Source organism: Actinomyces gaoshouyii, assembly GCF_002072175.1.
Lineage (GTDB): Bacteria > Actinomycetota > Actinomycetes > Actinomycetales > Actinomycetaceae > Actinomyces > Actinomyces gaoshouyii.
This window is the reverse complement of sequence record NZ_MVIV01000003.1, coordinates 144,047-169,801: the sequence shown is the minus strand read 5'-3', so window position 1 is coordinate 169,801 and position 25,755 is coordinate 144,047. Positions and strand designations below refer to the sequence as shown.

Annotated in this window: 21 protein-coding genes; 14 read left to right on the top strand and 7 right to left on the bottom strand. The window is 71.1% G+C overall.

Annotated features, from left to right (window positions below; translation table 11 throughout):
• The first annotated feature begins 88 nt into the window (after positions 1-88).
• On the top strand, positions 89-1,189 hold the full coding sequence (gene prfA / locus B1H50_RS04040; protein ID WP_080462499.1) for a peptide chain release factor 1: 1,101 nt from the start codon (positions 89-91) through the stop codon (positions 1,187-1,189).
• Between the two features lie 92 nt (positions 1,190-1,281).
• Entirely contained in the window at positions 1,282-2,157 is an 876-nt protein-coding gene (prmC, locus tag B1H50_RS04035) for a peptide chain release factor N(5)-glutamine methyltransferase (RefSeq protein WP_080462498.1), read from the top strand.
• 159 nt (positions 2,158-2,316) lie between these two features.
• On the opposite strand, the gene B1H50_RS04030 is transcribed toward prmC, so the two are convergent.
• Positions 2,317-3,054, bottom strand: a complete 738-nt coding sequence (locus tag B1H50_RS04030) for a formylglycine-generating enzyme family protein (RefSeq protein WP_229657946.1) — start codon at positions 3,052-3,054, stop codon at positions 2,317-2,319.
• Positions 3,055-3,321: 267 nt separating this feature from the next.
• Between B1H50_RS04030 and B1H50_RS04025 the strand changes: the two genes are divergently transcribed.
• A complete protein-coding gene (locus B1H50_RS04025; RefSeq protein ID WP_080462497.1) occupies positions 3,322-4,068 on the top strand; it encodes an NAD(P)H-binding protein in 747 nt (248 codons plus the stop codon).
• A 42-nt stretch (positions 4,069-4,110) separates the two neighbouring features.
• Here the strand turns inward: B1H50_RS04025 and B1H50_RS09810 are convergent, their stop codons facing one another.
• From B1H50_RS09810 to B1H50_RS04015, 3 genes are all read right to left on the bottom strand, one after another.
• Complete coding sequence (locus B1H50_RS09810; protein WP_308421836.1) at positions 4,111-4,782, bottom strand: fructosamine kinase family protein; 672 nt, start codon at positions 4,780-4,782, stop codon at positions 4,111-4,113.
• Positions 4,779-5,048, bottom strand: coding sequence for a hypothetical protein (locus B1H50_RS10100; RefSeq protein WP_095532475.1), 270 nt, complete (start codon positions 5,046-5,048; stop codon positions 4,779-4,781). Before B1H50_RS10100 ends, B1H50_RS09810 begins: the two co-directional genes overlap by 4 nt.
• A 136-nt stretch (positions 5,049-5,184) precedes the next feature.
• Entirely contained in the window at positions 5,185-5,418 is a 234-nt protein-coding gene (locus tag B1H50_RS04015) for a YlcI/YnfO family protein (RefSeq protein ID WP_080462496.1), read from the bottom strand.
• A gap of 102 nt (positions 5,419-5,520) precedes the next feature.
• Here B1H50_RS04015 and B1H50_RS09715 point away from each other — a divergent pair, with 102 nt between their 5' ends.
• The 3 genes from B1H50_RS09715 to B1H50_RS04005 all read left to right on the top strand — a co-directional run bounded on the left by B1H50_RS09715 (position 5,521) and on the right by B1H50_RS04005 (position 9,464).
• A complete protein-coding gene (locus tag B1H50_RS09715; RefSeq protein ID WP_158082823.1) occupies positions 5,521-5,661 on the top strand; it encodes a hypothetical protein in 141 nt (46 codons plus the stop codon).
• A gap of 324 nt (positions 5,662-5,985) precedes the next feature.
• Positions 5,986-6,339: a hypothetical protein gene (locus B1H50_RS09710; RefSeq protein WP_080462495.1), complete on the top strand. Its 354-nt coding sequence runs from the start codon at positions 5,986-5,988 to the stop codon at positions 6,337-6,339.
• A gap of 197 nt (positions 6,340-6,536) precedes the next feature.
• Positions 6,537-9,464: a UvrD-helicase domain-containing protein gene (locus B1H50_RS04005; protein WP_229657945.1), complete on the top strand. Its 2,928-nt coding sequence runs from the start codon at positions 6,537-6,539 to the stop codon at positions 9,462-9,464.
• Positions 9,465-9,582: 118 nt separating this feature from the next.
• On the opposite strand, the gene B1H50_RS04000 is transcribed toward B1H50_RS04005, so the two are convergent.
• On the bottom strand, positions 9,583-10,500 hold the full coding sequence (locus B1H50_RS04000) for a cation diffusion facilitator family transporter (RefSeq protein WP_080462494.1): 918 nt from the start codon (positions 10,498-10,500) through the stop codon (positions 9,583-9,585).
• Positions 10,501-10,780: 280 nt separating this feature from the next.
• On the opposite strand from B1H50_RS04000, the gene B1H50_RS03995 reads away from it, so the two are divergent.
• From B1H50_RS03995 to B1H50_RS03985, 3 genes are read left to right on the top strand one after another with little or no spacing between them, the layout of a single operon-like run.
• Positions 10,781-12,061, top strand: a complete 1,281-nt coding sequence (locus B1H50_RS03995) for an ABC transporter substrate-binding protein (protein ID WP_080462493.1) — start codon at positions 10,781-10,783, stop codon at positions 12,059-12,061.
• A gap of 58 nt (positions 12,062-12,119) precedes the next feature.
• Entirely contained in the window at positions 12,120-13,142 is a 1,023-nt protein-coding gene (locus B1H50_RS03990; protein ID WP_080462492.1) for a carbohydrate ABC transporter permease, read from the top strand.
• The gene (locus B1H50_RS03985; RefSeq protein ID WP_080462491.1) at positions 13,139-14,014 is read left to right on the top strand and encodes a carbohydrate ABC transporter permease; all 876 of its coding nucleotides are present in this window, start codon (positions 13,139-13,141) and stop codon (positions 14,012-14,014) included. The genes B1H50_RS03990 and B1H50_RS03985 overlap by 4 nt, the downstream gene beginning before the upstream one ends.
• 135 nt (positions 14,015-14,149) lie before the next feature.
• Here the strand turns inward: B1H50_RS03985 and B1H50_RS03980 are convergent, their stop codons facing one another.
• Entirely contained in the window at positions 14,150-14,827 is a 678-nt protein-coding gene (locus B1H50_RS03980; protein ID WP_080462490.1) for a sugar O-acetyltransferase, read from the bottom strand.
• A 230-nt stretch (positions 14,828-15,057) separates the two neighbouring features.
• Between B1H50_RS03980 and B1H50_RS03975 the strand changes: the two genes are divergently transcribed.
• Positions 15,058-16,914, top strand: a complete 1,857-nt coding sequence (locus B1H50_RS03975; protein ID WP_080462489.1) for an alpha-glucosidase — start codon at positions 15,058-15,060, stop codon at positions 16,912-16,914.
• Positions 16,915-16,976: 62 nt separating this feature from the next.
• On the opposite strand, the gene B1H50_RS03970 is transcribed toward B1H50_RS03975, so the two are convergent.
• Positions 16,977-19,379, bottom strand: a complete 2,403-nt coding sequence (locus B1H50_RS03970) for a 6-phosphofructokinase (protein ID WP_268237221.1) — start codon at positions 19,377-19,379, stop codon at positions 16,977-16,979.
• A 275-nt stretch (positions 19,380-19,654) separates the two neighbouring features.
• Here B1H50_RS03970 and sucC point away from each other — a divergent pair, with 275 nt between their 5' ends.
• From sucC to ettA, 4 genes are all read left to right on the top strand, one after another.
• Positions 19,655-20,911, top strand: a complete 1,257-nt coding sequence (sucC, locus tag B1H50_RS03965; protein ID WP_080462488.1) for an ADP-forming succinate--CoA ligase subunit beta — start codon at positions 19,655-19,657, stop codon at positions 20,909-20,911.
• 3 nt (positions 20,912-20,914) lie between these two features.
• Positions 20,915-21,847 carry a succinate--CoA ligase subunit alpha gene (sucD, locus tag B1H50_RS03960; RefSeq protein WP_080462487.1) on the top strand — a complete coding sequence of 311 codons (933 nt, stop codon included), beginning with the start codon at positions 20,915-20,917 and terminating at the stop codon, positions 21,845-21,847.
• Complete coding sequence (gene purN / locus B1H50_RS09925; RefSeq protein ID WP_229657944.1) at positions 21,844-23,820, top strand: phosphoribosylglycinamide formyltransferase; 1,977 nt, start codon at positions 21,844-21,846, stop codon at positions 23,818-23,820. Before sucD ends, purN begins: the two co-directional genes overlap by 4 nt.
• A gap of 181 nt (positions 23,821-24,001) precedes the next feature.
• Positions 24,002-25,684, top strand: a complete 1,683-nt coding sequence (gene ettA, locus B1H50_RS03950) for an energy-dependent translational throttle protein EttA (protein ID WP_080462486.1) — start codon at positions 24,002-24,004, stop codon at positions 25,682-25,684.
• Positions 25,685-25,755: the final 71 nt, after the last annotated feature.

Sequence of the window (25,755 nt, the reverse complement as noted above, 5' to 3'; positions counted from 1 at the left end):
CTCCCCGAGAGCCCGGCGCCGGCGCTGCCGCATTCCAGCAACCGCCACCAGGCCGGCCCGTCAGCGCGAGCCCCACGAGAGGACCACTATGAGCGAGGACTTCAGCGCCGTCGAGCCGCTGCTCGCCGAGTACGCCCAGTTGGAGGCGGAGATGGCCGGGCCGGCCGCGGCCGATCCCGCCGTCATGCGGCGCCTCGGGCGGCGCTACGCCGAGCTCGGGCGGATCGTCGCAGCGCACCGCGCCTGGGCGGGCGCGCGGGCTGACCTGGACGATGCCGTCGAGCTCGCCGCCGCAGACCCCGACTTCGCCACCGAGATCGCCGATGAGCTGCCCGCGCTGGAGGTTGGAGAGGCCGAGGCCGCCGACCGCCTGCGCCAGGTCCTCGTTCCCCGCGACCCCGATGACGCCCGCGACGTCATCATCGAGGTCAAGGCCGGTGAGGGCGGGGAGGAATCCGCTCTCTTCGCCGCCGACCTCGCCCGCATGTACACCCGCTACGCCGAGCGCATGGGGTGGAGCGTCACCATCATGGACGCCACCGACTCCGAGCTCGGCGGCTACAAGGACGTGCGCCTGGCTGTCAAGGCGCGCGGCGCCGTCGAGCCAGCCGACGGGGTATGGGCCCGCCTGAAGTACGAGGGCGGCGTCCACCGCGTCCAGCGCGTCCCCGTCACTGAGAGTCAGGGCCGCATCCATACCTCCGCTGCCGGCGTGCTCGTCATGCCCGAGTCCGATGACCCCGGTGAGCTCGAGATCGACCCCGCCGATCTGCGCATCGACGTCTTCCGCTCCTCCGGCCCCGGCGGTCAGTCCGTCAACACCACCGACTCCGCCGTGCGCCTGACCCACCTGCCCACCGGCATCGTCGTGTCCATGCAGAACGAGAAGTCCCAGTTGCAGAACAAGGAGGCGGCGCTGCGGGTCTTGCGCTCGCGACTGCTCGCCGAGCGCGCCGCCGCGGCCGCCGCCGAGGCCGCTGAGGCCCGCCGCTCCCAGGTGCGCACCGTGGACCGCTCCGAGCGCATCCGCACCTACAACTTCCCCGAGAACCGCATCGCCGACCACCGTACCGGCTACAAGGCCTACAACCTCGACGCCGTCCTCGACGGCGACCTGGGGCCTGTCATCGCCTCGGCGATCGCCATGGACGAGGCCGAGCGCCTGGCAGTCGTCGGGGACCGGGAGTGAAAGGCAGCTCGGGGGGCGGCTCGGGGGCGGGGGGCCCCCTCAACTGGTCGCAGGCTCCTTCACGCCTGCGGGGCGAATCCCCCCAGGAGCCGTTGGACCGCTTCCGGTTCCGCCGCTTGGTCCGCGAGGCGGGCCGGAGGCTGGAGGAGGCGGGGGTGAGCTCGCCGGAGCATGACGCCCGCCTCCTGGCCGAGCACGTGGTGGGGACCCCACTGGTCATGTGCGAGGGGGCCGACGGCGGGCAGGTCGCGCACTACCTGAGCCTCATCGAGCAGCGGGCGGCCCGCGTGCCGCTCCAGCACCTCACGGGCGTCATGTGGTTCCGAGGGCTGGAGCTGGAGTGCCGACCGGGCGTGTTTATCGTCCGCCCCGAGACCGAGGTCGTGGCCGGCGCCGCCATCGAGGCGGCTCGGCACATGAGCGCCGACGGCGTCGCCGCGCCCCTCGTCGTGGACCTGTGCACCGGCAGCGGGGCCATCGCGCTCGCCGTCGCCGCCGAGGTGCCGCGCTCGCGCGTCGTCGCTGTCGAGGTGGCCGACGACGCCGTGGACCTGGCACGCGACAACTGCGAGCGCCACGCACCCGGGCGGGTACGACTCGTCCAGGCTGACGCCGCCGCCCCCACCACGCTCGCCGAGCTCGACGGGCAGGTCGACGTCGTCGTCTCCAACCCGCCGTACGTGCCCGACGGCGCGCTCGAGGATGCCGAGACCGCGGACCACGACCCCCACCGCGCGCTCTTCGGTGGGGGAGGGGACGGCCTTGCGCTGCCCACCGCGCTCGTGCGCCGGGCCGTGGCGCTGCTGCGGCCCGCGGGCGTGCTCGTCATGGAGCACGACGCCGGGCAGGGGGCCGCGCTGCGGGCGGCCGCCCTCGGTGCCGGCTTCACCGAGGCGGTCACCGGCCAGGACCTCGCCGGTCGCGACCGCTACCTACGGGCCGTCACCGAGCGAGCCTCACGGGCTTGAACCGTCCCTTCGGTGCCTCCGACCCCGCGGCTGTTCGACTCGGTCGCGCGGGGCGATGCCGGTCAACAGTCGGCCATCGACATCCTCGTTGACCTTGAGAGTGCCATGTCCGGCAGGCGGAACATCGTCAGATCCACCTCCCGCCGTTGGTCCTGTCAATCATCTGGCCGCCAGCGCGCGCAGCGGCGTCCAACCCGCGGGTAACGGACCGCCGATGGAGGCCCTGGCACGATCCTGGTCCGCTGACCATCCCTGCGCTTCATCCACACCACTCGTGCCGACAGGGCCTTGCGCGAGCCTCAGCCCCGTGCCGTCGACGACGGCGTCGGGTGCACTGCCCCGGCGCGCTGAAGCCCTGACGCTCCACGGAGGGTCCGCCCAGCTTCCGCCGCGGAAAACCATGTAGTCGCCATAGCGGCCGGGGTCAAGATAGTCCCAGCACCACTCCCACACATTGCCGAGCATGTCGTACATGCCGAAGGCGTTGGGTTGCTTCTGCCTCACGGGTTGCGGCTCGTCGACGTTATCGAGCGAGGTCCACGCGATCTTCCGCAGGTCTCCGTAATGAGCGCCGGTCGTTCCCGCGCGGCATGCATACTCCCACTCGGCCTCGGTCGGCAGCCTGAACCCGTTCGCCCGCACACTCCAGTGCACCTGTTGATCGTTAATGGCGTATGTGGGTTGCAGACCATGGGCAGCGGACAATCGGTTGCACAGTCGAATGGCTTCCAGCCAGGTCACGCTGCTGACTGGCCGGTCAACCCCGTCTGAAACAAGCGCGGAGCAGGAGATGGCGAAGGACTCCAGAGTGACAGTGCGGCGGGTGCCGCGACGCGCATCGTGGAGCTCAACGGCTCCATGGGGAAGGCGCCGCATCTCACCTATCGTGTATCCCACGGCTGGATCCTACTGCTCGCCTCCTGGACGTGGGGCAAGGTCCCTCAGTCCTGTGCCAGCAGGCGACCAGGAGTGCACGTCAGTTCCACGTCCTCGCCCAAGTCGCCGCGCCGAAGCAGACCGGCCCTGGCATCGGGGTACCGGTGGGCCCTGGCTGATTCCGCGGCCACCGGGCAGACTTCTTGCGCAGCGGACGACGGCTGACCCGCGTGATCGATCAGTACCGCCGTCGCTACCCAGCCGAACCCTTCTGAACGGAGCTGCCACATGACCACTGTCCTGGTGATCGGATCAACCGGAAAAGTCGGACGCGTCGTCGTCGACGAGGCCCTCCAACGCGGCCACACCGTCAAGGCCCAGACCCGCAACGCCCAGCGGGCGCGCCGATCCCTGCCTGACGGCGCCGAGATCGTCGAGGCGGCGCCCGCCGACGCCGACGCGCTGCGTCCGCTCGTCGCGGACGTGGACGCCGTCATCCTCACCCACGGCGGCGACAGTGACGGCGAGAACAACTTCTACGCCGTCATCCCGGCGCTGCTGGAGGCGCTCGGGGACTGCGACACCCACATCAGCCTCATGACGGCGATGAACACAAGCCACTCCGCCGGCGCCAGCGCCAGCAACTACGAGTTCGTGGAGTGGAAGCGCCGCGCCGAGCGGCTCGTGCGCGCCTCCGGCCACCCCTACACAATCGTGCGCCCCGGCTGGTTCGACTACCAGGGTCCCGCCGACCACCAGATCGACCTGCGGCAGGGCGACCTGGTCACCGGGCAGCCCGGAGTCGACCGGCGCCACATCGCCCAGGTGCTCCTGGAGGGAGCGCTCAATCCCTCCGGCGCCCGTCGCACCGTGGAGGTCTTCAGCAGGGCCGGAGCCCCCGTCACCGACTTCGAGGCCCTGTTCGCCGCGACGCGCGCGGACGAGGCCGGCGGCCTCGACGGCGTGCTCGACACCAACAACGTGCCGCTGGCCCAGGAGCCGCAGCGCGTCCAGGACGACCTCGCCCGACGCTGAGCGCCGGCGCTGAGCAATGGCGCCGGCACTCAGCCCTGGACGTCAGGCGTAGCGGCGTGCGAGTGCGGCCGCCTGGGGCCCGTAGTCGCCGCCGAAGAGGAAGACGTGGATCATGAGCATGTGCAGCTGGTGCAGCCCCACCCTCTCCCGCCAGCCGTCGGCCAGGGCGGAGACCTCGTCGTAACCGGCGTAGATCTGGTCCAGGTGCGGCTGGCTGAAGACCCCCAGCGCCGCCAGGTCCGTCTCGGCGTGGGCACCGTGCGCCATCGGGTCGATGAGCACGCCGACGACGTCGAGCCCCCGTTGCGCGCCAGCGCCCGGGCGCTCACCGACCTCACCGCACGGTCCGCGACCCGCTGAGGCGGGCGCCCAGGAGGCCACCTGGACGGCTGGCGCCCACAGGACGTTGCCGGTCCACAGGTCCCCGTGGGTGCGGGCGACGGCGATCCGCTGCCCGCGCTGCTCGGCCCGGCGGCGGGTGAGCTCGGGCTGCGGGGCATCGAAGTCGCCTTCGGCCAGGCGCGCATAAACCCGCTCAATGAGCCCGGCCTCGTTGTGGGGAGCGAACCCGCATCCCGCCCCGGGCCGATGTAGGGCGCGATGCGGTCCTCGGCGTAGAACACGCCCCAGGGGCGGGGCTCGTCCCGCGGTGCCTCGGGGGCGTGCGGGCGCAGGCGGATGTCGGAGCGCCCCATGCGGGTGCTCCTGTCTCAACCGGGAGGGGCCGCCCCGAAGGCAGGCGCACCGGCGGCGTGCGTGACCGCCAGTGCCCGCCCGAAAGCCCTGGCCGCGCCGGGTGTCACCCGCCCAGCGCTCAGACGGGGCTCCTCGATCCAGCCGTCGCCGACCCTGACCGGCACGACGTGCGCACCGCCGTCGGGCATGGCCTCGGCCGGCCAGTCAAGACACTGCGCCTCCAGGCGGGTGGCCCCGGCGAAGGAGTCGGGCTTGCGGACGACGGCGTCGGACCGGCTGCTCATGGGGGCAAGCCTCGCACGGGTGCGGGTGCGTCGGGTTGCTGTCAGGTCAGATGCGTCCTGGGAGGGAGATGTCGAGATCGAAGGCGAGGATGAGAGCCTGGGCGAGTGCCGGTTCCTTATCGATGGTGAGAAAGGCTCAGTCCTCGACATGAGTGGTCCTGGCGGTGCACTCGACGAGGTTGTCCAGGTCGTCCTGTGGGCCGATCTCCGTGAGGATGCGCGCGTCCTCGGCCGCGGCTCGCTCTCGGCGCTCGCGCTCGAGCGCCTGGATGACCACGGCGGCTCGACTCGGTGCCTCACCCCGGGCGACAGCCTCGTCGAGGAATGAGACGACGTCATCAGGCAGTCGGACAGCGATCTGAATGGTCATGATATGAGTCAATCCGGTTGAATCCTAGAGCGGGATGCGGTCGCCCGCGCCGGGCCGTTCCATCCAAGATGAGCTCCGACCCGCCTATGTAGCGTTCTGCCCGTGGCACTGACAATCGGCATGCTCAACATCTCGCGTGGAGACGGGCAATCGCATGATTTCAAGGCTTTGCTTCTCGCAGCCGACGTCGATTCTGGAAAACGATGGAATCATGCAGAACTGGATGGGTGCGTCGCGTTCTGAGCGTGCTGAGACGCGATCCGGGTCGGGCTCACGCCCACCAGGGGCGCGAATTCCCGACGCATATGGGCCTGATCGGCGTAGCCCGCCTCGGCCGCCGCTCAAGCGGCCGATGAAGCCTTGGTCAAGGAGCTCCTCGAGGTCCTCGAGTCCCTGGGAACCCGGGCGCGCGAGCACCTGTGACCCGGGCCCGTCGCGGCGAGTCAGCGCGCGCCGCAGGTGACGTCTTGGCATCAATGATGGCCGCGGGCGCACGAGCGGGCCGGCGGGGCTCGGACGGCCGTAGGATGCTGCTACCCTATATTCCCTGAATCGAAGGATCCCAGAATGAGCAAGCCTTCCCGTCTTGCCGCCGGTGGTGCCGCCGCCATCCTCTCCCTCGGCCTCATGGCCGCTCCGAGCATCGCTGCCCCGTCCGCGGAGCCCTCCGCCTCGGCGACGCCGAGCGCCTCCACCGTCCCCAGCGCGACCCCCGCGGCCACTGCCACTCAAGCGGCCACGTCCGCCACAGCCGTCGCCTCGGCCCTGAGCCCCACCGCCAGCGCCGGTGTCCCGGCCGGCTCCGCCGCTTCCCAGTCCGGTTCCCTGGCCAGGACGGGCGCTTCCACGATCCTCGGCATCCTCGCCATCGGGCTCGTGACAGCCGGCATCGTCCTGCGGGCCGCCTCCCGCCGCGCCTGAGCGCGGCGACCCGGTTGACCATCGCCGCTCATCCCTGATCAGTCGGCTCTCGTCGGGGGCGGGGCCATCACGGCCCCACCCCCGCAGCCTCGCCGCCGTCGACGACGGAGCGCCGAGCACCGCCGTGGCCCTGAGAGGCCGACCGCGGCGGGCGCGCCCGATTCATGCCAGTGCCCTGGCCTAGGCTAGTGCCCACGATGAGCTACGCGACGAACACCCTCTTCTCCGGCCTGGCTATGCCCGGCGCCACGGCGGGTCCCGGGCGGGGCCCCCGCCCCCCGGCCGAGGCCGCCCTGCCCTCCCTCACCCCCAGCGCCTCGGGCTGGGACGGCTGGGATGGCGATGCCTCCTGGGTCGGCGTCGAACCCCCTGACGACGCCGCGCCGGACCCCGAGGAGGCCATCCCTCCGGAGGATGCCGACGCCGTCGCCCCCACCTGGGAGGATCGCCAGGCCGAGATCACCGACCTCGTCGCCCGCGCCCAGGCGGGCGCCGAGGACGCCCGCGCGGCCGCTGAGGGCGGGCTCACCTCCGCTTCCCGCGCCCGGGGCGCCCGGGCCTGGGACTCCCCCCTCGCCGTCGGAAGCCCGGACGGGCTCATCGCGGGCCTCAACCCCGCCCAGGCGGCCGCTGTTACCCACGCCGGCGCCCCTCTGCTCATCATTGCCGGCGCCGGGAGCGGCAAGACCCGCGTCCTGACCCACCGCATCGCCCACCTGCTGGCCACCGGCCGGGCCCGCCCCGGCGAGATCCTCGCGATCACCTTCACCAACAAGGCCGCGGCTGAGATGCGCGAGCGGGTCACCGCGCTCGTCGGACCCGCCGGAGGGCGCATGTGGGTCTCCACCTTCCACTCCGCCTGCGTGCGCATCCTGCGCCGCGAGCACGAGGCCGCCGGCCTGCGCTCCACCTTCTCCATCTACGACGCCGCCGACTCCACGCGGCTGGTCACCCTCATCGTGCGCGAGCTGGGCATCGACCCCAAGCGCTTCACCCCCAAGGCCTTCGCCCACCGCATCTCCGACCTCAAGAACGAGCTCGTCACCCCCGCGGAGTACGCGGAGAAGGCGGTGACCACCAATCCCTTCGAGCGCTATCTCGCCGAGGTCTACACCGCCTACGCCTCGCGCCTGGCCGCCGCCAACGCCCTGGACTTCGACGACCTCATCATGCGCACGGTCCAGCTGTTCCAGGCCAAGCCCGCGGTGGCGGAGATGTACCGGCGCCGTTTCCGCCACATCCTCGTCGACGAGTACCAGGACACCAATCACGCCCAGTACGTCCTCGTGCGCGAGCTCGTCGGCGGCCCCGGCACCTCCGGGGAGGGCTCGGCGCTCCCGCCGGCCGAGCTGACCGTCGTGGGGGACTCCGACCAGTCCATCTACGCCTTCCGCGGCGCCACCATCCGCAACATCGAGGAGTTCGAGCAGGACTACCCGTCCGCCCGCACCATCCTGCTGGAGCAGAACTACCGCTCCACCCAGAACATCCTCGACGCCGCCAACGCCGTCATCTCGCGCAACACCGGGCGCCGCCCCAAGAATCTCTTCACCGACTCCGGCCCCGGCGCCCCCATCACCGGCTACGTGGCCGACTCCGAGCACGACGAGGCCCGCTGGATCTCCTCCGAGATCGACCGCCTCGCCGACGAGCACGGGGTGAGGCCCCGGGACATCGCGGTCTTCTACCGCACCAACGCCCAGTCCCGCGCCCTGGAGGAGGTCTTCATCCGTGCCGGCCAGCCCTACAAGGTCATCGGCGGCACTCGCTTTTACGAGCGACGCGAGATCAAGGACGCCATCGCCTACCTGCGCGCCGTGGACAACCCGGACGACGACGTCTCCCTGCGCCGCATCCTCAACGTCCCCAAGCGCGGGCTGGGGGAGAAGGCCGAGGCAGCTCTCGCCGAGCACGGCGCCCGCCATCACGTGTCCTTCTCCGACGCCATCGCCGACGCGGCCGGAGCGCCCCGCCCGGGCCAGAGCGAGACCGAGGCGCAGGGAGCCCCGGAGGTCGAGGGTCTGGCCACCCGCGCCCGAGCCCAGGTCACCCGCTTCCACGAGCTCCTCGAGGGCCTGCGCCATCAGCAGGCCTCGGGCGATGGCGTCGCCGATGTCCTCGACTCCGCCCTCGACGCCTCCGGATACCTCGCCGAGCTGCGCGCCTCCGACGATCCCCAGGACGCCACCCGCGTGGAGAACCTCGCCGAGCTCCACTCCGTGGCCGCCGATTTCCAGGCCGCGAATCCCGAGGGGAGCCTCGCCGACTTCCTGGAGCGCGTCAGCCTCGTCGCCGATTCCGACCAGCTTCCCTCCGCCGGGGGCGCCGTCGGCGAGGAGGAGGCGGCGCAGGCCCATGAGGCCGCCGAGGCCGGCCAGATCACCCTCATGACTGTCCACACCGCCAAGGGCCTGGAGTTCCCGGTCGTCTTCGTCACCGGCATGGAGGACGGCACCTTCCCGCACTCCCGGGCCCTGGCCGAGGACTCCGAGCTCGCCGAGGAGCGGCGCCTGGCCTACGTTGCCCTCACCCGCGCGCGTGAGCGGCTCTACGTCACCCGCGCCGCCGTGCGCTCCGCCTGGGGGCAGGCCACCGCCATGCCCGCCTCCCGCTTCCTCGACGACATCCCGCCCGAGACCATGGACTGGAAGCGCCTGGCATCCTCCATGGAAGCCCTGCGCGGGGGCGGCACCGGCTGGGGGAGCAGTTGGGGGGATGAGGGGAGCGGCCGCAGGGGCTCCCGCTCTCGAGGCTCCTGGCACTCCGACGACGACGATTTCGCGCCCCCGATCGGTGCCCGTCCCGCGCGTACCGGCAAGATCGGGCGCGTGGAGACCGCCAAGGACCGGGCCGCCAAGCGCGCCGCCGCGAAGAAGGGATCCGCTCCGGTCCGCCTGGATGGCAGCGGGAGGTCCTCGGGCAGTGGCGGGGAGGAGGAACTGCCCGCGGCCGTCCAGGGCCTGCGCGTGGGAGACAGCGTGCGCCACGACTCCTACGGCGTCGGCACCGTGGTCGCCCTGGAGGGCAAGGGGCGTTCGAAGGTCGCCCGCGTCGAGTTCACCATTGACGGCGCCCGCGCCGTCAAGCGCCTCATGCTGCGCCTGGCGCCCCTGGCCAAGGCCTGATCGGATCCCCATCCCGCCTCTGCTCATGGCTCACCGCCGGGGCCGCCCGGTTCGCGCCGAGTCGGAGCAGCGAGCCGCCGAGGGGCGGCCCTTCCCATCGCGGCCCGGGGCGCGCGGCTCAGGCGCGGCGGATGTCGGGCTCGAGGAAGATCGTGGCGCTCAGACCCGGTAGTGCCTCGCGCACCCGTGCCTCGGCGGCGTCGATCGACTCTGCGATCTCCATGCCCGTCGCCTCGGTGGGCACGGCCACCTTGGCCGCCACGAGGAGGGTCTCAGGCCCCGTGTGGATGGTGCGCAGGTAGACCACGGAGTCCAGGGCCCCGCCAGGGATCGCCGCGAGGATGGCGTCGCGGTGCTCGGGCGCCGCCGACTCCCCCAGCAGCAGGGAGGACATCTCGAGAGCCAGGAACAGGGCGATGACGACGAGCAGCAGGCCGATGGATGCCGATCCGATCGCATCCCACCGCCCGTCACCGGTCAGCAGCGTCATCGACACGCCCCCCAGGGCGAGGACGAGGCCGACCAGCGCGCCGATGTCCTCCAGGAGGACCAGGGGGACCTCCGGGGAGCGGGAATCGCGGATGTAGCCGAGCAGGCTGCGCCTCCCGCGGGCGGCGTGCGCCTCGTGCAGCGCGGTGCGCAGGCTGAAGCTCTCCAGGCCGATCGACACCACGAGGACGGCCACCGGCACCCAGAGCCAGGAGTCGATGGCGTGCGGATGACTGAACTTCTCCCAGGCTTCGTACAGGGCGAACAGGCCGCCCAGGGTGAACAGGACGATCGAGACGATGAACGCCGCGAGGTAGCGGGAGCGCCCGTAGCCGAACTGGTGCTGCTCATCGGCCTGCCGCTTGGCCCGCCTGCCGCCGAGGAGGAGGATCGCCTGATTGCCGGAGTCCGCCAGGGAGTGGACCGACTCGGCGAGCATCGACGATGAGCCGGTGAGCAGCCAGGCGACGGCCTTGGTGACGGCGATGCCGACGTTGGCGGCCAGCGCCGCGATGATCGCCTTGCCGCCAGAATGGTCGTGGGCCATGGGGCCTCCTTGGATCGAGTGGGCGCGCCGCCGAGCGCGCATCACGGCGAGGCTACCGCGAGCGAGGGTCGGAACTGCCGTCATCCCACGTGAGAGGGGCCGCCATCAGCATGAACATCGGATGTCTGTTGAGTTGAAGATCACAGACAGGTCGCTTGCAAGGTGACGGAAGTCGCTTGCCGACCGATCTACTGTTGCCTGGGTCATAGTCGTCGATGTCTGTGGCCGATGCGCGGGCGCTCGCAGCCCGCCACCGATGAGGTTCAAGGAGGAGGCTCATATGACGAGCTCGCTACCCCGCCGCCGATTCATCCAGGGTTCCGCCCTGGCGGCGGCCGGCGCCGCCGTCGCGGCCTGCAGCGGAGGAGCAGGTGCCAGCACTGAGATCACCGGGACCGGGCCGATCACCTGGGTCCAGGGCAAGGACAACTCCGGTGGGATGGTCAAGAAGCGGATCGATCAGTGGAACGTCGAGAACCCGGGCGAGGAGGTTACGCTCATCGAGCTCTCCTCCGAGGCGGACCAGCAGCGCCAGTCCATGATCAACAACGCCCAGACGAAGTCCGACGCCTACGACGTCATCTCCGTGGACCTCGTGTGGATCGCCGAGTTCGCCGCCCACCGCTGGATCATTGAGCTGCCTCAGGAGCAGCTCGCCAGCCCCGATGTCATCGAGTCGGTGTGGGACACCGGAATCTACCGGGACAGGCTCTTCGCGATGCCCTTCGCCACCGACTCCTCGATGATGTACTACCGCAAGGACTTCCTCGCCGAGGCCGGGATCAAGGAGCCGCCCAAGGACTGGGAGGGGATCAAGAAGGCGATCGACGCCGTGCGCGCGCTGCCCGGGCGCTCGTCCATCGGGGGCTTCGGCGGCCAGTACGCCAAGTACGAGGGCCTGACCTGCTGCTCATCGGAGTTCATCAACACCGCCGGGGGCTCCTTCTACGACGACCAGGGGCAGGTCACGATCAACTCCCCCGAGGCCGTCGCCGGGCTCCAGAACCTCATGGACGCCTTCACCGACCGCTACATCCCCAAGGAGTCCCTGGAGTGGAAGGAGGAGGACGGCCGCAACGCCTTCGAGTCCGGCGAGCTCCTCTTCTACCGGCAGTGGGCCTACCAGTACAAGAACGACATGGAGTCCCTGGGCGAGGACAAGTTCGCCGTCGCGCCCCTGCCGATGATCGACGGCAAGAAGTTCGTGCCCACCCTCGGCGGCCACAACTGCGCGATCTCCGCCTACTCGAAGAACAAGGCCACCGCGCTGAGATTCATCCAGTGGTTCACCTCCCTGGACTCCGAGCGCTACGCGCTGGAGACCCAGACGCTGGCGCCCATCGTCGGCTCCCTCTACGAGGACCCCGCGCAGCTGGAGACCTTCCCCTTCCTGCCGACGCTCAGGGAGTCCCTCGACTCCGCCAGGAGCCGCCCCAAGGCCGTCTACTACGGCGATGTCACCGCCGCGATCCAGGACGCCTTCTACCCGGCGATCACGGGCGCGACCACCGCGCAGGCCGCGATCTCCGGTCTGGAGGCGACGCTCAAGAGCCTGTCCTGAGCGCCCGGCGGCGATCCACTAGTCGTACAAAGTCCTCAGAAGGAAACGAGAAGAGCCTATGAGCACGGATATGCAGGCGGCGCTCAAGCACCGCTCCCAGGCGAGCCGGGCGCAATCGCGCCTCGCCTGGCTCCTCATCACCCCGACGATCCTCATCCTGGGCGTTGTCATCGTCATCCCCGTCATCCAATCCCTGTACCAGTCCTTCTTCGCCCCGCCCGAGCTGAACAAGTCGACGGGTTTCTTCGATGAGGCCGAGCGCTTCGTCGGGTTCGAGAACTACACCAGGATCTTCACCGGCTCCGGGGACCGGTTCTGGAATGCGGTCTACAACACCACCCTGTTCGGAGTCGTCACCGTCGTCCTGGAGACCCTCCTGGGCGTGGCCATGGCGATCATCATGCACAGGGCCATGAGGGGGCGCGGCATCGTGCGCGCCTCGATCCTCGTGCCCTGGGCCATCCCGACCGCCGTGTCCTCCATCCTGTGGGCCTGGATCTTCAACCAGAACGGCGTCGCCAACGCCATCCTCGGCCATCACATCATGTGGGCGTCCGGCGACCTGACGGCGAAGATGGCCATCATCATCACCGACGTGTGGAAGACCGCCCCCTACATCGGACTGCTCACGCTCGCCGGCCTCCAGGTCATCCCCGACGAGGTCTACGAGGCCGCCAAGATCGACGGCGCCACCACCTGGCAGCGCTTCACCCGCATCACACTGCCGCTGGTCAAGCCCGCCCTGGCCGTGGCCATCCTCTTCCGCGCGCTGGATGCCCTGAGGATGTTCGACCTGCCCTACATCCTCATCGGGCCGCGCAAGGAGAGCGTGGAGACCATCTCAATGCTCGTCCAGGACGAGGCCTCCAACCTGCGTTACGGCTCGGGCGCGGTCTACGCGCTCATCCTCTTCCTCTACGTCTTCGCCTTCGCCCTTGCCTTCACCAAGATCACCCACGCCGACCTGGGTACGGGACCGGAGAAGAGACGCAGGAGGAAGAGGAGCGATGGAAGGCTCCCAGCTTCGGCCTTCCTGCCCAAGCGCGCCGCATCCGCCTCGGCCGACAGGAGTGACTCATGAGCGCCTCAGCATCACCGACGCCCGCGATCGAGCGGCCGAGCAAGAAGCATTCCTGGGGGGAGATCGCCTCGACCTTCGGCATCATCCTCATCGTCATCTACTGCCTGGCGCCCTTCTACTGGATGCTCGTCTCCTCCCTGCGCCCGGACACCGAGATCTTCGACAACTCCTGGTGGCCCACCCACCCCTCCCTGGAGAACTACAAATCGGTCTTCTCCTCGGGGAACTACTTCGGGCAGGGTTTGCTCAACTCGCTCATCGTGTCCGTCGTCGTCACGATCGTCGCACTGGCCGTGGCCACGTTCGCCTCCTACGCCCTGGCCCGCCTGGACTTCCGGGGCAAGGGAATGCTCCTCATCGTCGTGCTGGCGACCTCCATGTTCCCCCTCGTGGCGATCATGGTGCCGCTGCTGAAGAATTTCACCGACTGGGGCTGGATCAACACCTACCAGGCGATGATCGTCCCCGACCTCTCCTTCTCACTGCCCCTGGCGGTGTGGAACCTGACGAGCTTCTTCCGCCAGATGCCCCAGGAGCTCGAGCAGTCCGCCATGGTGGACGGCTGCACCCCTGGCCAGGCCTTCCGCAAGGTCATCCTGCCGATCGCGGCCCCGGGCATCTTCACCACCGCGATCATCATCTTCATCGGCGCGTGGAACGAGTTCCTCGTGGCCGTCACGATGATCAACAGGCCGACCATGCAGCCCGCCACGGTGCTGCTGTCCAAGTTCACCGGTGACTCGCAGTTCAACACGCCCTTCGGCTCCCAGATGGCCGCCGGCGTCATCATGACGATCCCGCTGATCATCATGGTGCTGCTCTTCCAGCGTCGCATCGTCGCCGGCCTGGCCGCGGGCGGCCTCAAGCAGTGAGCGAGTGACCCCGGCCAAAACGACGTCCGGCCCGCCCGCCCGCTGGCGGAGGCGGGCCGGACGGCTACCCGGGCCCATCACTCGTGCCCGGCCCGGCGGCTCTCGACGGCGCCGCCCGCGGCGCAGCGGGGGACCTCAGCGGCGCGGCGCGAAGGTGGAGTCGTCGAGGGAGCGGATGACGCGCGCGGGATTGCCCACCGCCAGCGAGTAGGGCGGCAGGTCCCGGGTGACGACGGCTCCCGCCCCCACCACGCAGCCCTCGCCGATCGTCACGCCCGGGCAGACGATGACGCCGCCGCCCAGCCACACGTTGTCCCCGATGCTGATCGGGTCGGCCGACTCCAGGCCCGCCCTGCGGGCCGTCGGCTCCAGGGGGTGGACCGGGGTGAGCAGCTGGACGCCCGGACCGATCTGGCAATGCGCGCCGATGCGGATCTCGGCGACGTCGAGGGCCACGAGCCCGTAGTTCGCGAAGGTTCCCTCGCCGACCGTGATCCGGTCGCCGTAGTCCACGCGCACCGGCGGCCGCAGCGTGCAGCCGGGGCCCAGATGCGGGATCGCCGCGCGCAGGTGCTCCTCGGCCCCCGGCTCGCCGAGGTTGAAGGCCTCCTCGTAGAGGTGGAGGGCGCGGCGCGCGGCCGCGGAGATGCGGGAGTTCTCCGGATCATCGGCCACATACCAGTCCCCGGCGATCATGCGCTCGCGGTTGGAGCGGTCGTCCCCGGCGAGGAAGGGGGCGGCCTCGGGGAAGCGCTCGGAAGTCCCGGCGCGGTCGGGGGCGCCGGTCGGCGCGGTGCTCTGGGTGTCCGGCATGGGTCCGAGCCTAGCGAACGGCGGCCCGGTCCCACCTGGGCGGGCGAGGGCGGAGCCGCGAAGGATGTCTGGAAGACCATCGTCCGCCCCTCGGCGATGAATTCCGCGTTGAGATTCCCCGAGCACAGGCAGCCCCGCGATCGACGGCGAGCGGGGAGCGATGCGGCGCTCACGCCGGCCCACTGCCCGAAACGCTGCGCCTCGGCACTGATCACGGCAGAATCGCCTCCATGAGATTCCCCCCGATCGTCACCTCCCCACGGCATGTCGGCATGGACGCCGACTGGTGGCGCCACGCCGTCGTCTACCAGGTCTACCCCCGCTCCTTCCAGGACACCAATGGCGACGGCGTCGGGGACATCCCCGGAATCACCGAGCGCCTGGACTACCTCGACGCCCTGGGCGTCGACGTCGTCTGGCTCAGCCCCGTCTACCGCTCCCCGCAGGATGACAACGGCTACGACATCTCCGACTACTATGACATCGACCCGGCCTTCGGCGCGCTGGCCGACCTCGACGCGCTCATCGCCGGCCTGCACTCCCGCGGGATGAGGCTCGTCATGGACCTCGTCGTCAACCACACGAGCGACGAGCACCCCTGGTTCGTCGACTCCCGCAGCGCAGTCGGCTCAGCCAAGCGCGACTGGTACATCTGGCGGCCGCCCCGCCAGGTGCCGGGGCTGGATCCCGGCCGGCCCGGCACCGAGCCCACCAACTGGGGATCCTTCTTCTCAGGGCCCGCCTGGGAGTGGGATGAGGAGACGGGTGAGTTCTACCTGCACCTGTTCTCACGCAAGCAGCCGGACCTCAACTGGGAGAACCCCGAGGTGCGCCGCGCCGTCCACGACATGATGACCTGGTGGCTCGACCGCGGTGTCGACGGCTTCCGCATGGACGTCATCAACCTCATCTCCAAGACCTACCCGCTGGCCGATGGGGCCCAGGGGCCGGGCGACCTGTTCGGGGACGGATTCCACGCCGTCGCCAACGGACCGAGGATCCACGAGTTCCTCGCCGAGATGAACCGCGAGGTCCTCGCCCCGCGCCCCGGCCGCATCATCACCGTGGGGGAGACCCCCGGGGTGCGCCCGTCCGACGGGCCCCTGTACACGGGCCCCGATCGGGGCGAGCTCGATATGGTGTTCCAGTTCGAGCACGTGGGGCTCGCCGACGGCCCCGGCGGGAAGTTCGACCCGATCCCCGTGGACCATGTGGCGCTCAAGGCCAACCTCGCCTCCTGGCAGGACGCCCTCGCCCCGCAGGCCGACCCGGATGGCTCGCTGACGGAGCGCGGTTGGAACTCGAACTATTGGGATAATCACGACCAGCCCCGCGCCGTCTCCCGCTTCGGGGACAACCATCATCATCTTCGGGCGATGAGCGCCAAGACCCTGGCCTCCATCCTGCACATGCACCGCGGCACGCCCTACATCTACCAGGGCGAGGAGCTGGGCATGACGAACACCGTCTTCCCGGACATCTCCTCCTTCCGCGACCTGGAGTCCCTCAACCACTACCGGGAGCGCGTCGCCGCGGGGGACGACCCCGGCGCCGTCGTCAACAGCCTGCGCACGAACTCCCGCGACAACGCCCGCACACCCGTGCAGTGGGAGCCGCGCCCCGGCGCTGGATTCACCACGGGGACGCCATGGATCCCCATCGCCCCCAATGCCGACGAGGTCAACGCCGCCAGCCAGGTAGGGGTCCCCGGCAGTGTCTTCGAGCACCACCGGGCGCTCATCTCCCTGCGGCACGCCGAGCCCGCGATGGCGCTGGGCACCTTCCGGCTCCTCGACGCCACCAGCCCCGACACCTGGATCATTCTGCGCTCGTGGAAGGGCGTCGACGGCGCCGCGCGTCAGCTCCTCCTCCTGGCCGCCTACGGGCGCACACCTCTGGACCTGACCGAGGGGGGCGCCCTGCGGGCGCGGCTCGCGGCGGAGGGCCTCGACCTGGGCGAGTGGGCCGACGCCGAGCGCGTGCTCTTCGCCTCCCTGCCCGCGGATCAGGCCGGCGTCCTGGGCCGGGGAGCTCCCGACCGCCTGGAGGCATGGGACTCCCTCATCCTGCGCCGCACCGGTCGCTGAGGAGATCCGCCCCGCGAAGCGAGGGCTCGGCCCGCAGATACCGCGGAGGAACGGCCCGGCCCTCAGTCCTCGGCGGTGGCCGCGGCGTCCACGGCCTCGCCGAAGTCGGGGACATCGGCCATGGACAGCGGGCCGAGGTCCGAGGAGACCAGGTCCAGGGCCGGGCGCATCCCCAGCCACCACTGATGGCGGGGACGGCGGTTGGCCATGTCCAGGTCATCCTCCATGCGCTCCAGGCGGTGGTGGGTGATGCGCCCACCGGTCAGGCCCACGTAACTGGAGTGGTCCGTGCCCTTCACGAGCTGGTCGGCGAGCAGGTCCAGGGCATGCGCGACGAGCTTGGTGGCCATGAGGCGGTCGAAGGCCGTGGGGTCACCGCCCTGCTGGAGGTGCCCGATGACGGCCTCGCGCACGTCGTACAGGCCCACGCCCTCGGCGGCGAAGATCTTGGCCAGCACATCCGTGGTGTAGTACTCGCTGGCCCGCTCATTGCGGATGAGCAGGTGGAGCTTCCGACCGTTCTTGAAGGCCTCCACCATCCGCCTGGAGTCCTCCGCCAGGCGCGCCAGCCCGATGCCGCCCTCGTGGAGGTAGACGCCCTCGGCGCCCGTGGCCAGGCCGCTCATGAAGGACAGGTATCCGCACTTGCGGCCCATCACCTCCGCCACGAAGCAGCGGTGCGAGGCCGCCGCCGATTGCTTGATCGAGTCCAGGGCGCTGATCGTCGCGTTGAGCGCCGTGTCCGTGCCGATCGACAGCTCGGAGCCGGGCAGGTTGTTGTCGATCGACGCCGGGACGCACAGGATGGGGATCTGGAACGCGGGGTAGCGGCCCTTCTCCGTGACCAGGCGGTGCGCGGCCAGGTAGGCGTTGTAGCCGCCGATGACGAGCAGGGCGTCGATCTCATGCTTCTCGATGGCCCGGCCCAGGGCGTAGAGCTGCTCGACCTCGGGGACCTCCCGGCGCGTGCCGAGCTCGGCCCCGCCGTCGCCGACCCAGCCCTCGACGCCGTCCCAGCTGAGCTCGCGCACCTCGCCGTCGAGAAGGCCCGGGAAACCACCCGTCACGCCCAGCATGGTGAAGCCGTGGTCCAGGCCGAGGCGGACTGCGGCGCGGGCCGCCGTGTTCATTCCCGGAGCGAGCCCGCCGGCATGGATGATGGCCACCCTCCTGCTGGGGGCGGCCCCGGCGGCGGTGGGCTCGGGGGGAGTGGACATGGTCTCGAAGATCCGCAGCATCTCGCCGAAACTGCGCCCCCGGGCGGCCACGGCGCCCTCCCAGTCCCCGGCCGCTACCAGGTCCTTGACCGCGCGCGTGGCCTCGACCTGCTCCATCATCGGCACCGAGCGGATGCGGTTGTGCCGCTCGACGACGATCACCGGTACCGTCTCCGGGCAGGCCTGAAGGACCTCGCGCGCCGCCTGGCATCCCAGCAGGGTGGACATCCAGCGGTCGTAGGCGCTGGGCTTGCCGCCTCGCTGGACGTGCCCGAGGATCGTCACCCGGGCGTCCTCGCCGAGGCGCTCGGACAGGACCCGCTTGACGTCGTCGGCCGTGATCCGATTGCCGGAGCGGTCAGTGGCCCCCTCGGCGATGATGACCATGGACTCGCGCCGCCCGGCCCGCCGGCCCTTGGCGAGCTTGGCGCACATGTCCTCCTCCCAGCCCTCGGCCGGCGGGATCTCGGGCACGAGCACGTAGTCGCAGCCGCCGGCCACCGCCGCCATGAGCGCCAGGTAGCCGCAGTGGCGGCCCATGACCTCCACCACGAAGGTGCGCTGGTGGGAGGCAGCGGTGGAGGAGATGTCGTCGATGGCTTCCAGGATGCGGTGCAGGGCCGAATCGGTGCCGATCGTCATGTCCGCGCCGACGAGGTCGTTGTCGATCGAGCCGACGATCCCCGCCACCATGAGCGCCGGATGCGCCTGGGCCGTCCGGGCGGTGATGCGCCCGGTCTCAACGAGCTCGGCCACCAGGCCCGGCCAGTTCTTCCGGAACTCGTTGGTGCCGGTCAGGGAGCCGTCCCCGCCGATCACGATGAGCCGGTTGATGCCGTGCTCCAGGAGATTGGCGGCGGCGTCGAGCTGCCCGGAGCGCTCGCGGAACTCCGCGGAGCGGGCCGTGCCGATGATCGTCCCGCCCCGGTGGAGGATCGCGCCCACGGAGTCCCATTCCAGGGGGCGGATCCCCTCGCCCCCAGCGACGGCCCCGGCCCACCCCTCCATGACGGCGAAGGGCTGGGCGCCCAGGCGCAGCAGCGTGCGCACGGCGGCCCGCACCGCGGCGTTCATGCCCTGGGCGTCGCCGCCCGAGGTGAGCACACCGACCCGGATCGGCTCCCCGGCTGGGCTGGTGGGCGCCGCGCCATCGGCCGTATCGCAGGCCAAGGAGGCGAAGGCGTCGATCACGGCCTCCTGGGAGGCGCTGGACAGCGGGTGCGGAGCGGTGTTGCCTGCGGCGGTCATGGGACTCCCTCTCATGCGGTCCGGCTGCGGCCCGGTCCTGTCCGGCCCAGTCCGGTCGGCTCCTATTGTGTCCCGCCCGAGGGGCCCGCGTCACACCGATGACGCGGCGTTCTCATCGCCGGGACGCGAGCCGTTCGCCAACCCGCCCCCAAGACTCGCGGTCGATCCTCAGCCGCGGCGCCCCGCCCCGCGATACCCTCGGCCCAGGGCCCGCCGGGCCCTGGGCGGGCCAGCGCCCGATGAGAGCCGACACCCGCGTGAAAGGACACAGCCTCATGGACCTCTATGAGTACCAGGCCCGGGACCTCTTCCGCCGCCACGGCGTCCCCGTCCTGCCCGGCATCATCGCCACCACCCCCGAGGAGGCGCGCGCCGCCGCCCAGGACCTTCTCGACGGCGGGGCCGGGCTGCTCGTCGTCAAGGCCCAGGTCAAGACCGGTGGGCGCGGCAAGGCCGGTGGTGTCAAGCTCGCCCGCAGCGCTGAGGAGGCCGCTGAGCGCGCCGCCGCCATCCTCGGCATGAGCATCAAGGGGCACACCGTGCGCTCCGTCCTCATCTCCGAGGGGGCCGACATCGCCGAGGAGTACTACTTCGCGATCCTTCTGGACCGCGCCGAGCGCGGCTACCTGGCGATGTGCTCGCGCGAGGGCGGCATGGACATCGAAGCCCTCGCCGCTGAGCGCCCCGAGGCCTTGGCCCGCGTCCCCATCGACCCCCTGGCCGGCCTGACCGCCGAGGCCGCGCGACGGATCGTGGCCGCCGCGGGCTTCGAGCCCGGGCGGACCGCCGACGGAGTCGCCGCCGTCATCGAGCGCCTCTGGGAGGCGCTGGTGACCGAGGACGCCACCCTCGTGGAGGTCAACCCCCTCGTTCTGGCCGATGACGGGCGGATCATCGCCCTGGACGGCAAGGTGACCCTCGACGACAATGCCCGCTTCCGCCACCGGGACCACGAGGGCCTCGCCGACGCCTCCTCGGTGGATCCCCTCGAGGCCCGCGCCAAGGAGGCCGGACTCAACTACGTGCGCCTGAGCGGCGAGGTCGGCGTCCTGGGCAACGGCGCGGGCCTGGTCATGTCCACGCTCGACATCGTCGCCGGGGCGGGGGAGAGACACGGGGGCATGCGTCCCGCCAATTTCCTCGACCTGGGCGGCGGCTCATCGGCCCGGGCCATGGCCGACGCCCTGAGTATCGTGGCCTCCGACGCGCAGGTGCAGGCCATCCTCGTCAACGTCTTCGGCGGCATCACCTCCTGCGACACCGTCGCCGAGGGCATCGTGGCCGCGATGGGCGCCCTTACCGGACCCGCCAAGCCCATCGTGGTGCGCCTGGACGGCAACAGCGCCGAGCTCGGCCGCCGCATCCTCCACCAGGCCGATCTGCCCGGTGTCACCATCGTGGAGACCATGGAAGGCGCCGCCGACGCCGTCACCGCCATCGCCGAGCAGGTCGCGCGCGGCGCGCTGGAGGGGCGGCGGGTCCCGTCCCTCCCCGTCCCGCCCACCGCTGCCCCGACCCCCCAGGAGGCCTGAGCCATGAGCGTTTTCCTCACCGACTCCGACCGCGTCGTCGTCCAGGGGATGACCGGATCGGAGGGCCGCAAGCACACCCGGCGCATGCTCTGCGCCGGCACGCGGGTCGTTGCCGGCGTCAACCCCCGCAAGGCGGGCACCGCAGTCGCCTTCGACGTCGAGCCTATCGGGCCGGGCGCCGGCGGCGTGCCCACCGGGACCGTGGAGGTCCCCGTCCATGGCAGCGTCGCCGAGGCCAGGGCGGCCACCGGGGCAGAGGTCTCCGTGGTCTTCGTGCCGCCGGCATTCGCCAAGGACGCCGTCATCGAGGCCGTCGACGCCGGGATGCGCCTCATCGTCGTCATCACCGAGGGCATCCCCGTGGCCGACGCCGTCGCCCTGCGCGCCCACGCCGCTGCCCACGGGGCGCGCGTCATCGGCCCCAACTGCCCCGGCATCATCTCGCCCGGCCGCTCCAACGTGGGCATCACCCCGCCGGACATCACCGGCCCGGGCCCCATCGGACTGGTCTCCAAGTCCGGGACCCTCACCTACCAGCTCATGCACGAGCTGCGCGACCTCGGCTTCACCACCTGCATCGGCATCGGGGGGGACCCCGTCATCGGCACCACACATATCGACGCTCTCGCCGCCTTCGAGGCCGACCCCGACACCGAGCTCATCGTCATGATCGGCGAGATCGGTGGCGACGCCGAGGAGCGCGCCGCCACCTACATCGCCGAGCACGTGACCAAGCCAGTGGTCGCCTACGTCGCCGGCTTCACCGCCCCCGAGGGCAAGACCATGGGCCACGCGGGCGCCATCGTCTCCGGCTCCGCAGGCACCGCCGCCGCCAAGAAGGAGGCCCTCGAAGCCGTGGGAGTCGCCGTGGGCCGCACCCCGAGCCAGACCGCGGAGCTCGTGCGCCGCATCCACCGCGATCTCGCGCGCGCGTGAGCGGGCCCGCCCAGCGCCGGCCGGCGCCGCGCCGACGCGCCGCCCTGCCCGACGACTGGCCCTTCGCGCTGCGCGCGGGGATCGAGGCCGTCCTGCTGGCCTGGTTCCTCGTCGTCGGCGCGACCACCGCCGTCATGATGACCTCGGCCCCGATAAGCGCCGCCACCGCTCTGACTCTGGGCTCCACGATCCGCACGGGCACAGGCCTGTGGGCCCTCGGCCTGGGCGGGCGCCTCGGCGACGCCGGGGGCCCCAGCGGTGCCCTCGGCCTGCCGCTCCTGGGCGTCACCATCCTCCAGGCGCTGCTCCTGCGCTCCTCCGCCCGGCGGGCCCGCCTCTCCGGCCCGGCGGCCGGGGGCGTGGCCGTCGCCTCCGCGGCCCTGACCGGGGCCGTCCTCCTGCTGCTGTCCGCGCCCGGCGGCGGGGCCTGGCCGGCCCTGCCGGGACTCATGGTCCTGGCGACGGCCGTCATCGGCGTCCGGCTCCACTGCCGGGGGCGGGGCATCCCGGCCCTGGAGCGCTCGTGGCGCGCTCGCCCCGACTGGGTGGGCCCAGCGCTGGGCCTGGCACGCGACTGCTCGATCGGACTGCTCGGGCTCTCCCTCGCGGCCCTCCTGGCGGCCGTCGTCGCCGGGGCGGGGAGGATCTCGCTCCTCCACGACTCCATCGCCGGGGGCGGCATCATCTCCTCGGCCGGACTCGTCCTCTTCCAGGCAGCCTGGGTCCCCACGGGGCTCATCTGGGCGATGTCCTGGGTGCTCGGCCCCGGTTTCAGCGTGGGGAGCGGGACTCTCTTCGCCCCCAGCGCGATCATCGCCGACACGGTGCCGTCCCTGCCGATCCTCGGCGCCCTCCCCGCCGGCACCTGGGGGCCCGCTCGCTTCCTGCCTTTTCTCATCGTCCTGGGTGCGATCGCCGTCGGCTGGCGCCACCGGGGCGAGCTGACCTCCCTGAGCCTCGGAGGGGCCCTCGCCGCCGCTGCCGGCGGGACGTTTCTCCTCTCCATCGGGGTGGCTGCCCTATGCCTGGGCGCCACCGGTCCCATCGGGCCCGCGCGCATGGCGCACGCCGGCCCGACGACCTCCTCCGTCATCATCCTGTGCCTGATCGAGGTCGGCCTCGGACTGCTCACCGCCGCCCTCATGCTCCACCCCTGGACCCACCGGATGACGCGGCGCGGCGTGAGCGCGGCCAGTCAGGCGGCCGGGAGCACGGCCCAGGGCCTGCGCGAGCGGCGCGCCGCCCATAGCGTCCGCAGCGCCCGCAGTCCCCAGGAGGCCGACGACGCCGTCTCGGGGGATCCGTGGGAGGACGAGCCGGAGGATGCTTCCGGGGGCCAGTTCCAGTCCGCCTCCGCCCCCAGCCCCGAGGACGGCGGGGCCCCGGGGGAGGAGGGCGCTGAGCCCGCCGCACTCGTCGTGCTCGTCTCGGGGACGGGCTCGAACCTCGCCGCCCTCATCGAGGCCTGTGAGGACCCCGCCTACGGTGCCGAGGTCGTCGGCGTCGTCGCGGACAAGGAGTGCGCGGGGCTGGAGCGCGCTCGCGCGGCGGGCATCCCCGCCGAGGTCGTCGCCCTGACCGATTACCCGGACCGCGTCGCCTGGGACGAGGCCCTGGCCCGTTCGGTGGGCGGCTATGCGCCGGACCTCGTTGTCTGCGCCGGGTTCATGCGCCTGCTGGGGGACGCCTTCCTCGCCCGCTTCGGCGGGCGCGTCCTCAACACCCACCCCTCGCTCCTGCCCGACTTCCCGGGCGCCCACGCCGTGCGCGACGCCCTGGCCGCCGAGGCCACGCGGGCCGGAGCCACCCTGTTCTGGGTCGACGCCGGCGTGGACACCGGGGAGATCATCGCCCAGGTGGAGGTCCCTGTCCTGGCCGATGACGACGAGGCCGCGCTCACCGAGCGCATCAAGGCCGTCGAGACTCCTCAGCTCGTTGCGCAGATCCACCTGCTCGTCGCCACCGGGCGCTGAGGAGCCCGGCCCATCAGAGTTCCGCGTGCGCGGGGTCATGCGCCGCGTCGTCGCCGATGGGCTGCGACTGCTCTAGGCTGGGCCACGGCGCGCGTCGTCGGCCCCGGAGGACCACCGGCGGGCCCATCACGAGCGCGAGCCCACCAGACCTCCCCGTATTCGACGAAAGGCGCACCGCACAGTGGCTGAGTACATCTATCAGATGATCAAGGCGCGCAAGGCCCATGGAGACAAGGTCATCCTCGACGACGTCACCATGGCCTTCCTGCCCGGTGCCAAGATCGGCATGGTCGGTCCCAACGGCGCCGGCAAGTCCTCGATCCTCAAGATCATGGCCGGCATCGACCAGCCCTCCAACGGCGAGGCGCGGCTCAGCCCCGGCTACAGCGTCGGCATCCTCATGCAGGAGCCGCCCCTCAACGAGGACAAGACCGTCCTGGGCAACGTCGAGGAGGGCGTGGCCGAGATCAAGGGCAAGCTCGACCGTTTCAACGAGATCTCCGCCGCCATGGCGGACCCGGACGCCGACTTCGACGCCCTCATGGAGGAGATGGGCAAGCTCCAGACGGAGATCGACGCCGCGAACGCCTGGGACCTCGACTCCCAGCTCGAGCAGGCCATGGACGCCCTGCGCTGCCCGCCGCCGAACGCCGAGGTCAAGCACCTCTCCGGTGGTGAGCGCCGCCGAGTCGCCCTGTGCAAGCTCCTCCTGGAGGCCCCCGACCTACTCCTCCTCGACGAGCCCACCAACCACCTCGACGCCGAGTCCGTCCTGTGGCTGGAGCAGCACCTGAGCACCTACAAGGGCGCCGTCATCGCGGTCACCCACGACCGCTACTTCCTCGACCACGTCGCCCAGTGGATCGCGGAGGTCGACCGCGGGCACCTCTACCCCTACGAGGGCAACTACTCCACCTACCTGGAGACCAAGGAGAAGCGCCTGGAGGTCCAGGGCAAGAAGGACGCCAAGCTCGCCAAGCGCCTCAAGGACGAGCTGGAGTGGGTGCGCTCCTCCGCCAAGGGCCGCCAGGCCAAGTCCAAGGCCCGCCTGGCCCGCTACGAGGAGATGGCCGCTGAGGCCGAGCGCACCCGCAAGCTCGACTTCGAGGAGATCCAGATCCCGCCGGGCCCGCGCCTGGGCAACCAGGTCCTCGAGGCCAGCCACCTGAGCAAGGGATTCGACGGGCGCACCCTCATCGACGACCTGTCCTTCACGCTGCCGCGCAATGGCATCGTGGGCATCGTGGGCCCCAACGGCGTCGGCAAGACCACGCTGTTCAAGACCATCGTGGGGCTGGAGGAGCTCGACGGCGGCAGCCTCAAGATCGGCCAGACCGTCAAGCTGTCCTACGTGGACCAGTCCCGCGCCGGCATCGACCCCGCCAAGACCCTCTGGGAGGTCGTCTCCGACGGCCTGGACTACATCCAGGTCGGGGGCGTGGAGATGCCGTCCCGCGCCTACGTGGCCTCCTTCGGCTTCAAGGGCGCGGACCAGCAGAAGCCCGCGGGAGTGCTCTCCGGTGGCGAGCGCAACCGCCTGAACCTGGCGCTGACCCTCAAGCAGGGAGGCAACCTCATCCTCCTGGACGAGCCCACGAACGACCTCGACGTCGAGACCCTGGGCTCCTTGGAGAACGCGCTGCTGGAGTTCCCCGGCTGCGCCGTCGTCATCACCCACGACCGCTGGTTCCTCGACCGAGTTGCGACCCACATCCTGGCCTGGGAGGGCACGGAGGAGAACCCGGCGAGCTGGTACTGGTTCGAGGGCAACTTCGCCTCCTACGAGGAGAACAAGGTCGCGCGCCTGGGCGCCGAGGCCGCCCGCCCCCACCGCGTCACCTACCGCAAGCTCACACGCGACTGAGCCGAGCGACGCCGAGCTTGCTCGAGCGTCCGAGGCGATTGAGCGTGTCGGAGGCCGTAGGTCGAGCACAC

Excerpts from the sequence above, each read along its gene's own strand:
- sucD (WP_080462487.1), top strand. The coding sequence starts at position 20,915 with ATGAGCGTTTTCCTCACCGACTCCGACCGCGTCGTCGTCCAGGGGATG.
- B1H50_RS04015 (WP_080462496.1), bottom strand. The coding sequence starts at position 5,418 with ATGACCATTCAGATCGCTGTCCGACTGCCTGATGACGTCGTCTCATTC.
- B1H50_RS03995 (WP_080462493.1), top strand. The coding sequence starts at position 10,781 with ATGACGAGCTCGCTACCCCGCCGCCGATTCATCCAGGGTTCCGCCCTG.
- prfA (WP_080462499.1), top strand. The coding sequence starts at position 89 with ATGAGCGAGGACTTCAGCGCCGTCGAGCCGCTGCTCGCCGAGTACGCC.
- B1H50_RS09710 (WP_080462495.1), top strand. The coding sequence starts at position 5,986 with ATGAGCAAGCCTTCCCGTCTTGCCGCCGGTGGTGCCGCCGCCATCCTC.
- B1H50_RS10100 (WP_095532475.1), bottom strand. The coding sequence starts at position 5,048 with ATGAGCAGCCGGTCCGACGCCGTCGTCCGCAAGCCCGACTCCTTCGCC.
- B1H50_RS03990 (WP_080462492.1), top strand. The coding sequence starts at position 12,120 with ATGAGCACGGATATGCAGGCGGCGCTCAAGCACCGCTCCCAGGCGAGC.
- B1H50_RS04005 (WP_229657945.1), top strand. The coding sequence starts at position 6,537 with ATGAGCTACGCGACGAACACCCTCTTCTCCGGCCTGGCTATGCCCGGC.
- B1H50_RS03975 (WP_080462489.1), top strand. The coding sequence starts at position 15,058 with ATGAGATTCCCCCCGATCGTCACCTCCCCACGGCATGTCGGCATGGAC.
- B1H50_RS03980 (WP_080462490.1), bottom strand. The coding sequence starts at position 14,827 with ATGCCGGACACCCAGAGCACCGCGCCGACCGGCGCCCCCGACCGCGCC.
- sucC (WP_080462488.1), top strand. The coding sequence starts at position 19,655 with ATGGACCTCTATGAGTACCAGGCCCGGGACCTCTTCCGCCGCCACGGC.
- B1H50_RS04025 (WP_080462497.1), top strand. The coding sequence starts at position 3,322 with ATGACCACTGTCCTGGTGATCGGATCAACCGGAAAAGTCGGACGCGTC.
- B1H50_RS04000 (WP_080462494.1), bottom strand. The coding sequence starts at position 10,500 with ATGGCCCACGACCATTCTGGCGGCAAGGCGATCATCGCGGCGCTGGCC.
- B1H50_RS03985 (WP_080462491.1), top strand. The coding sequence starts at position 13,139 with ATGAGCGCCTCAGCATCACCGACGCCCGCGATCGAGCGGCCGAGCAAG.
- B1H50_RS03970 (WP_268237221.1), bottom strand. The coding sequence starts at position 19,379 with ATGACCGCCGCAGGCAACACCGCTCCGCACCCGCTGTCCAGCGCCTCC.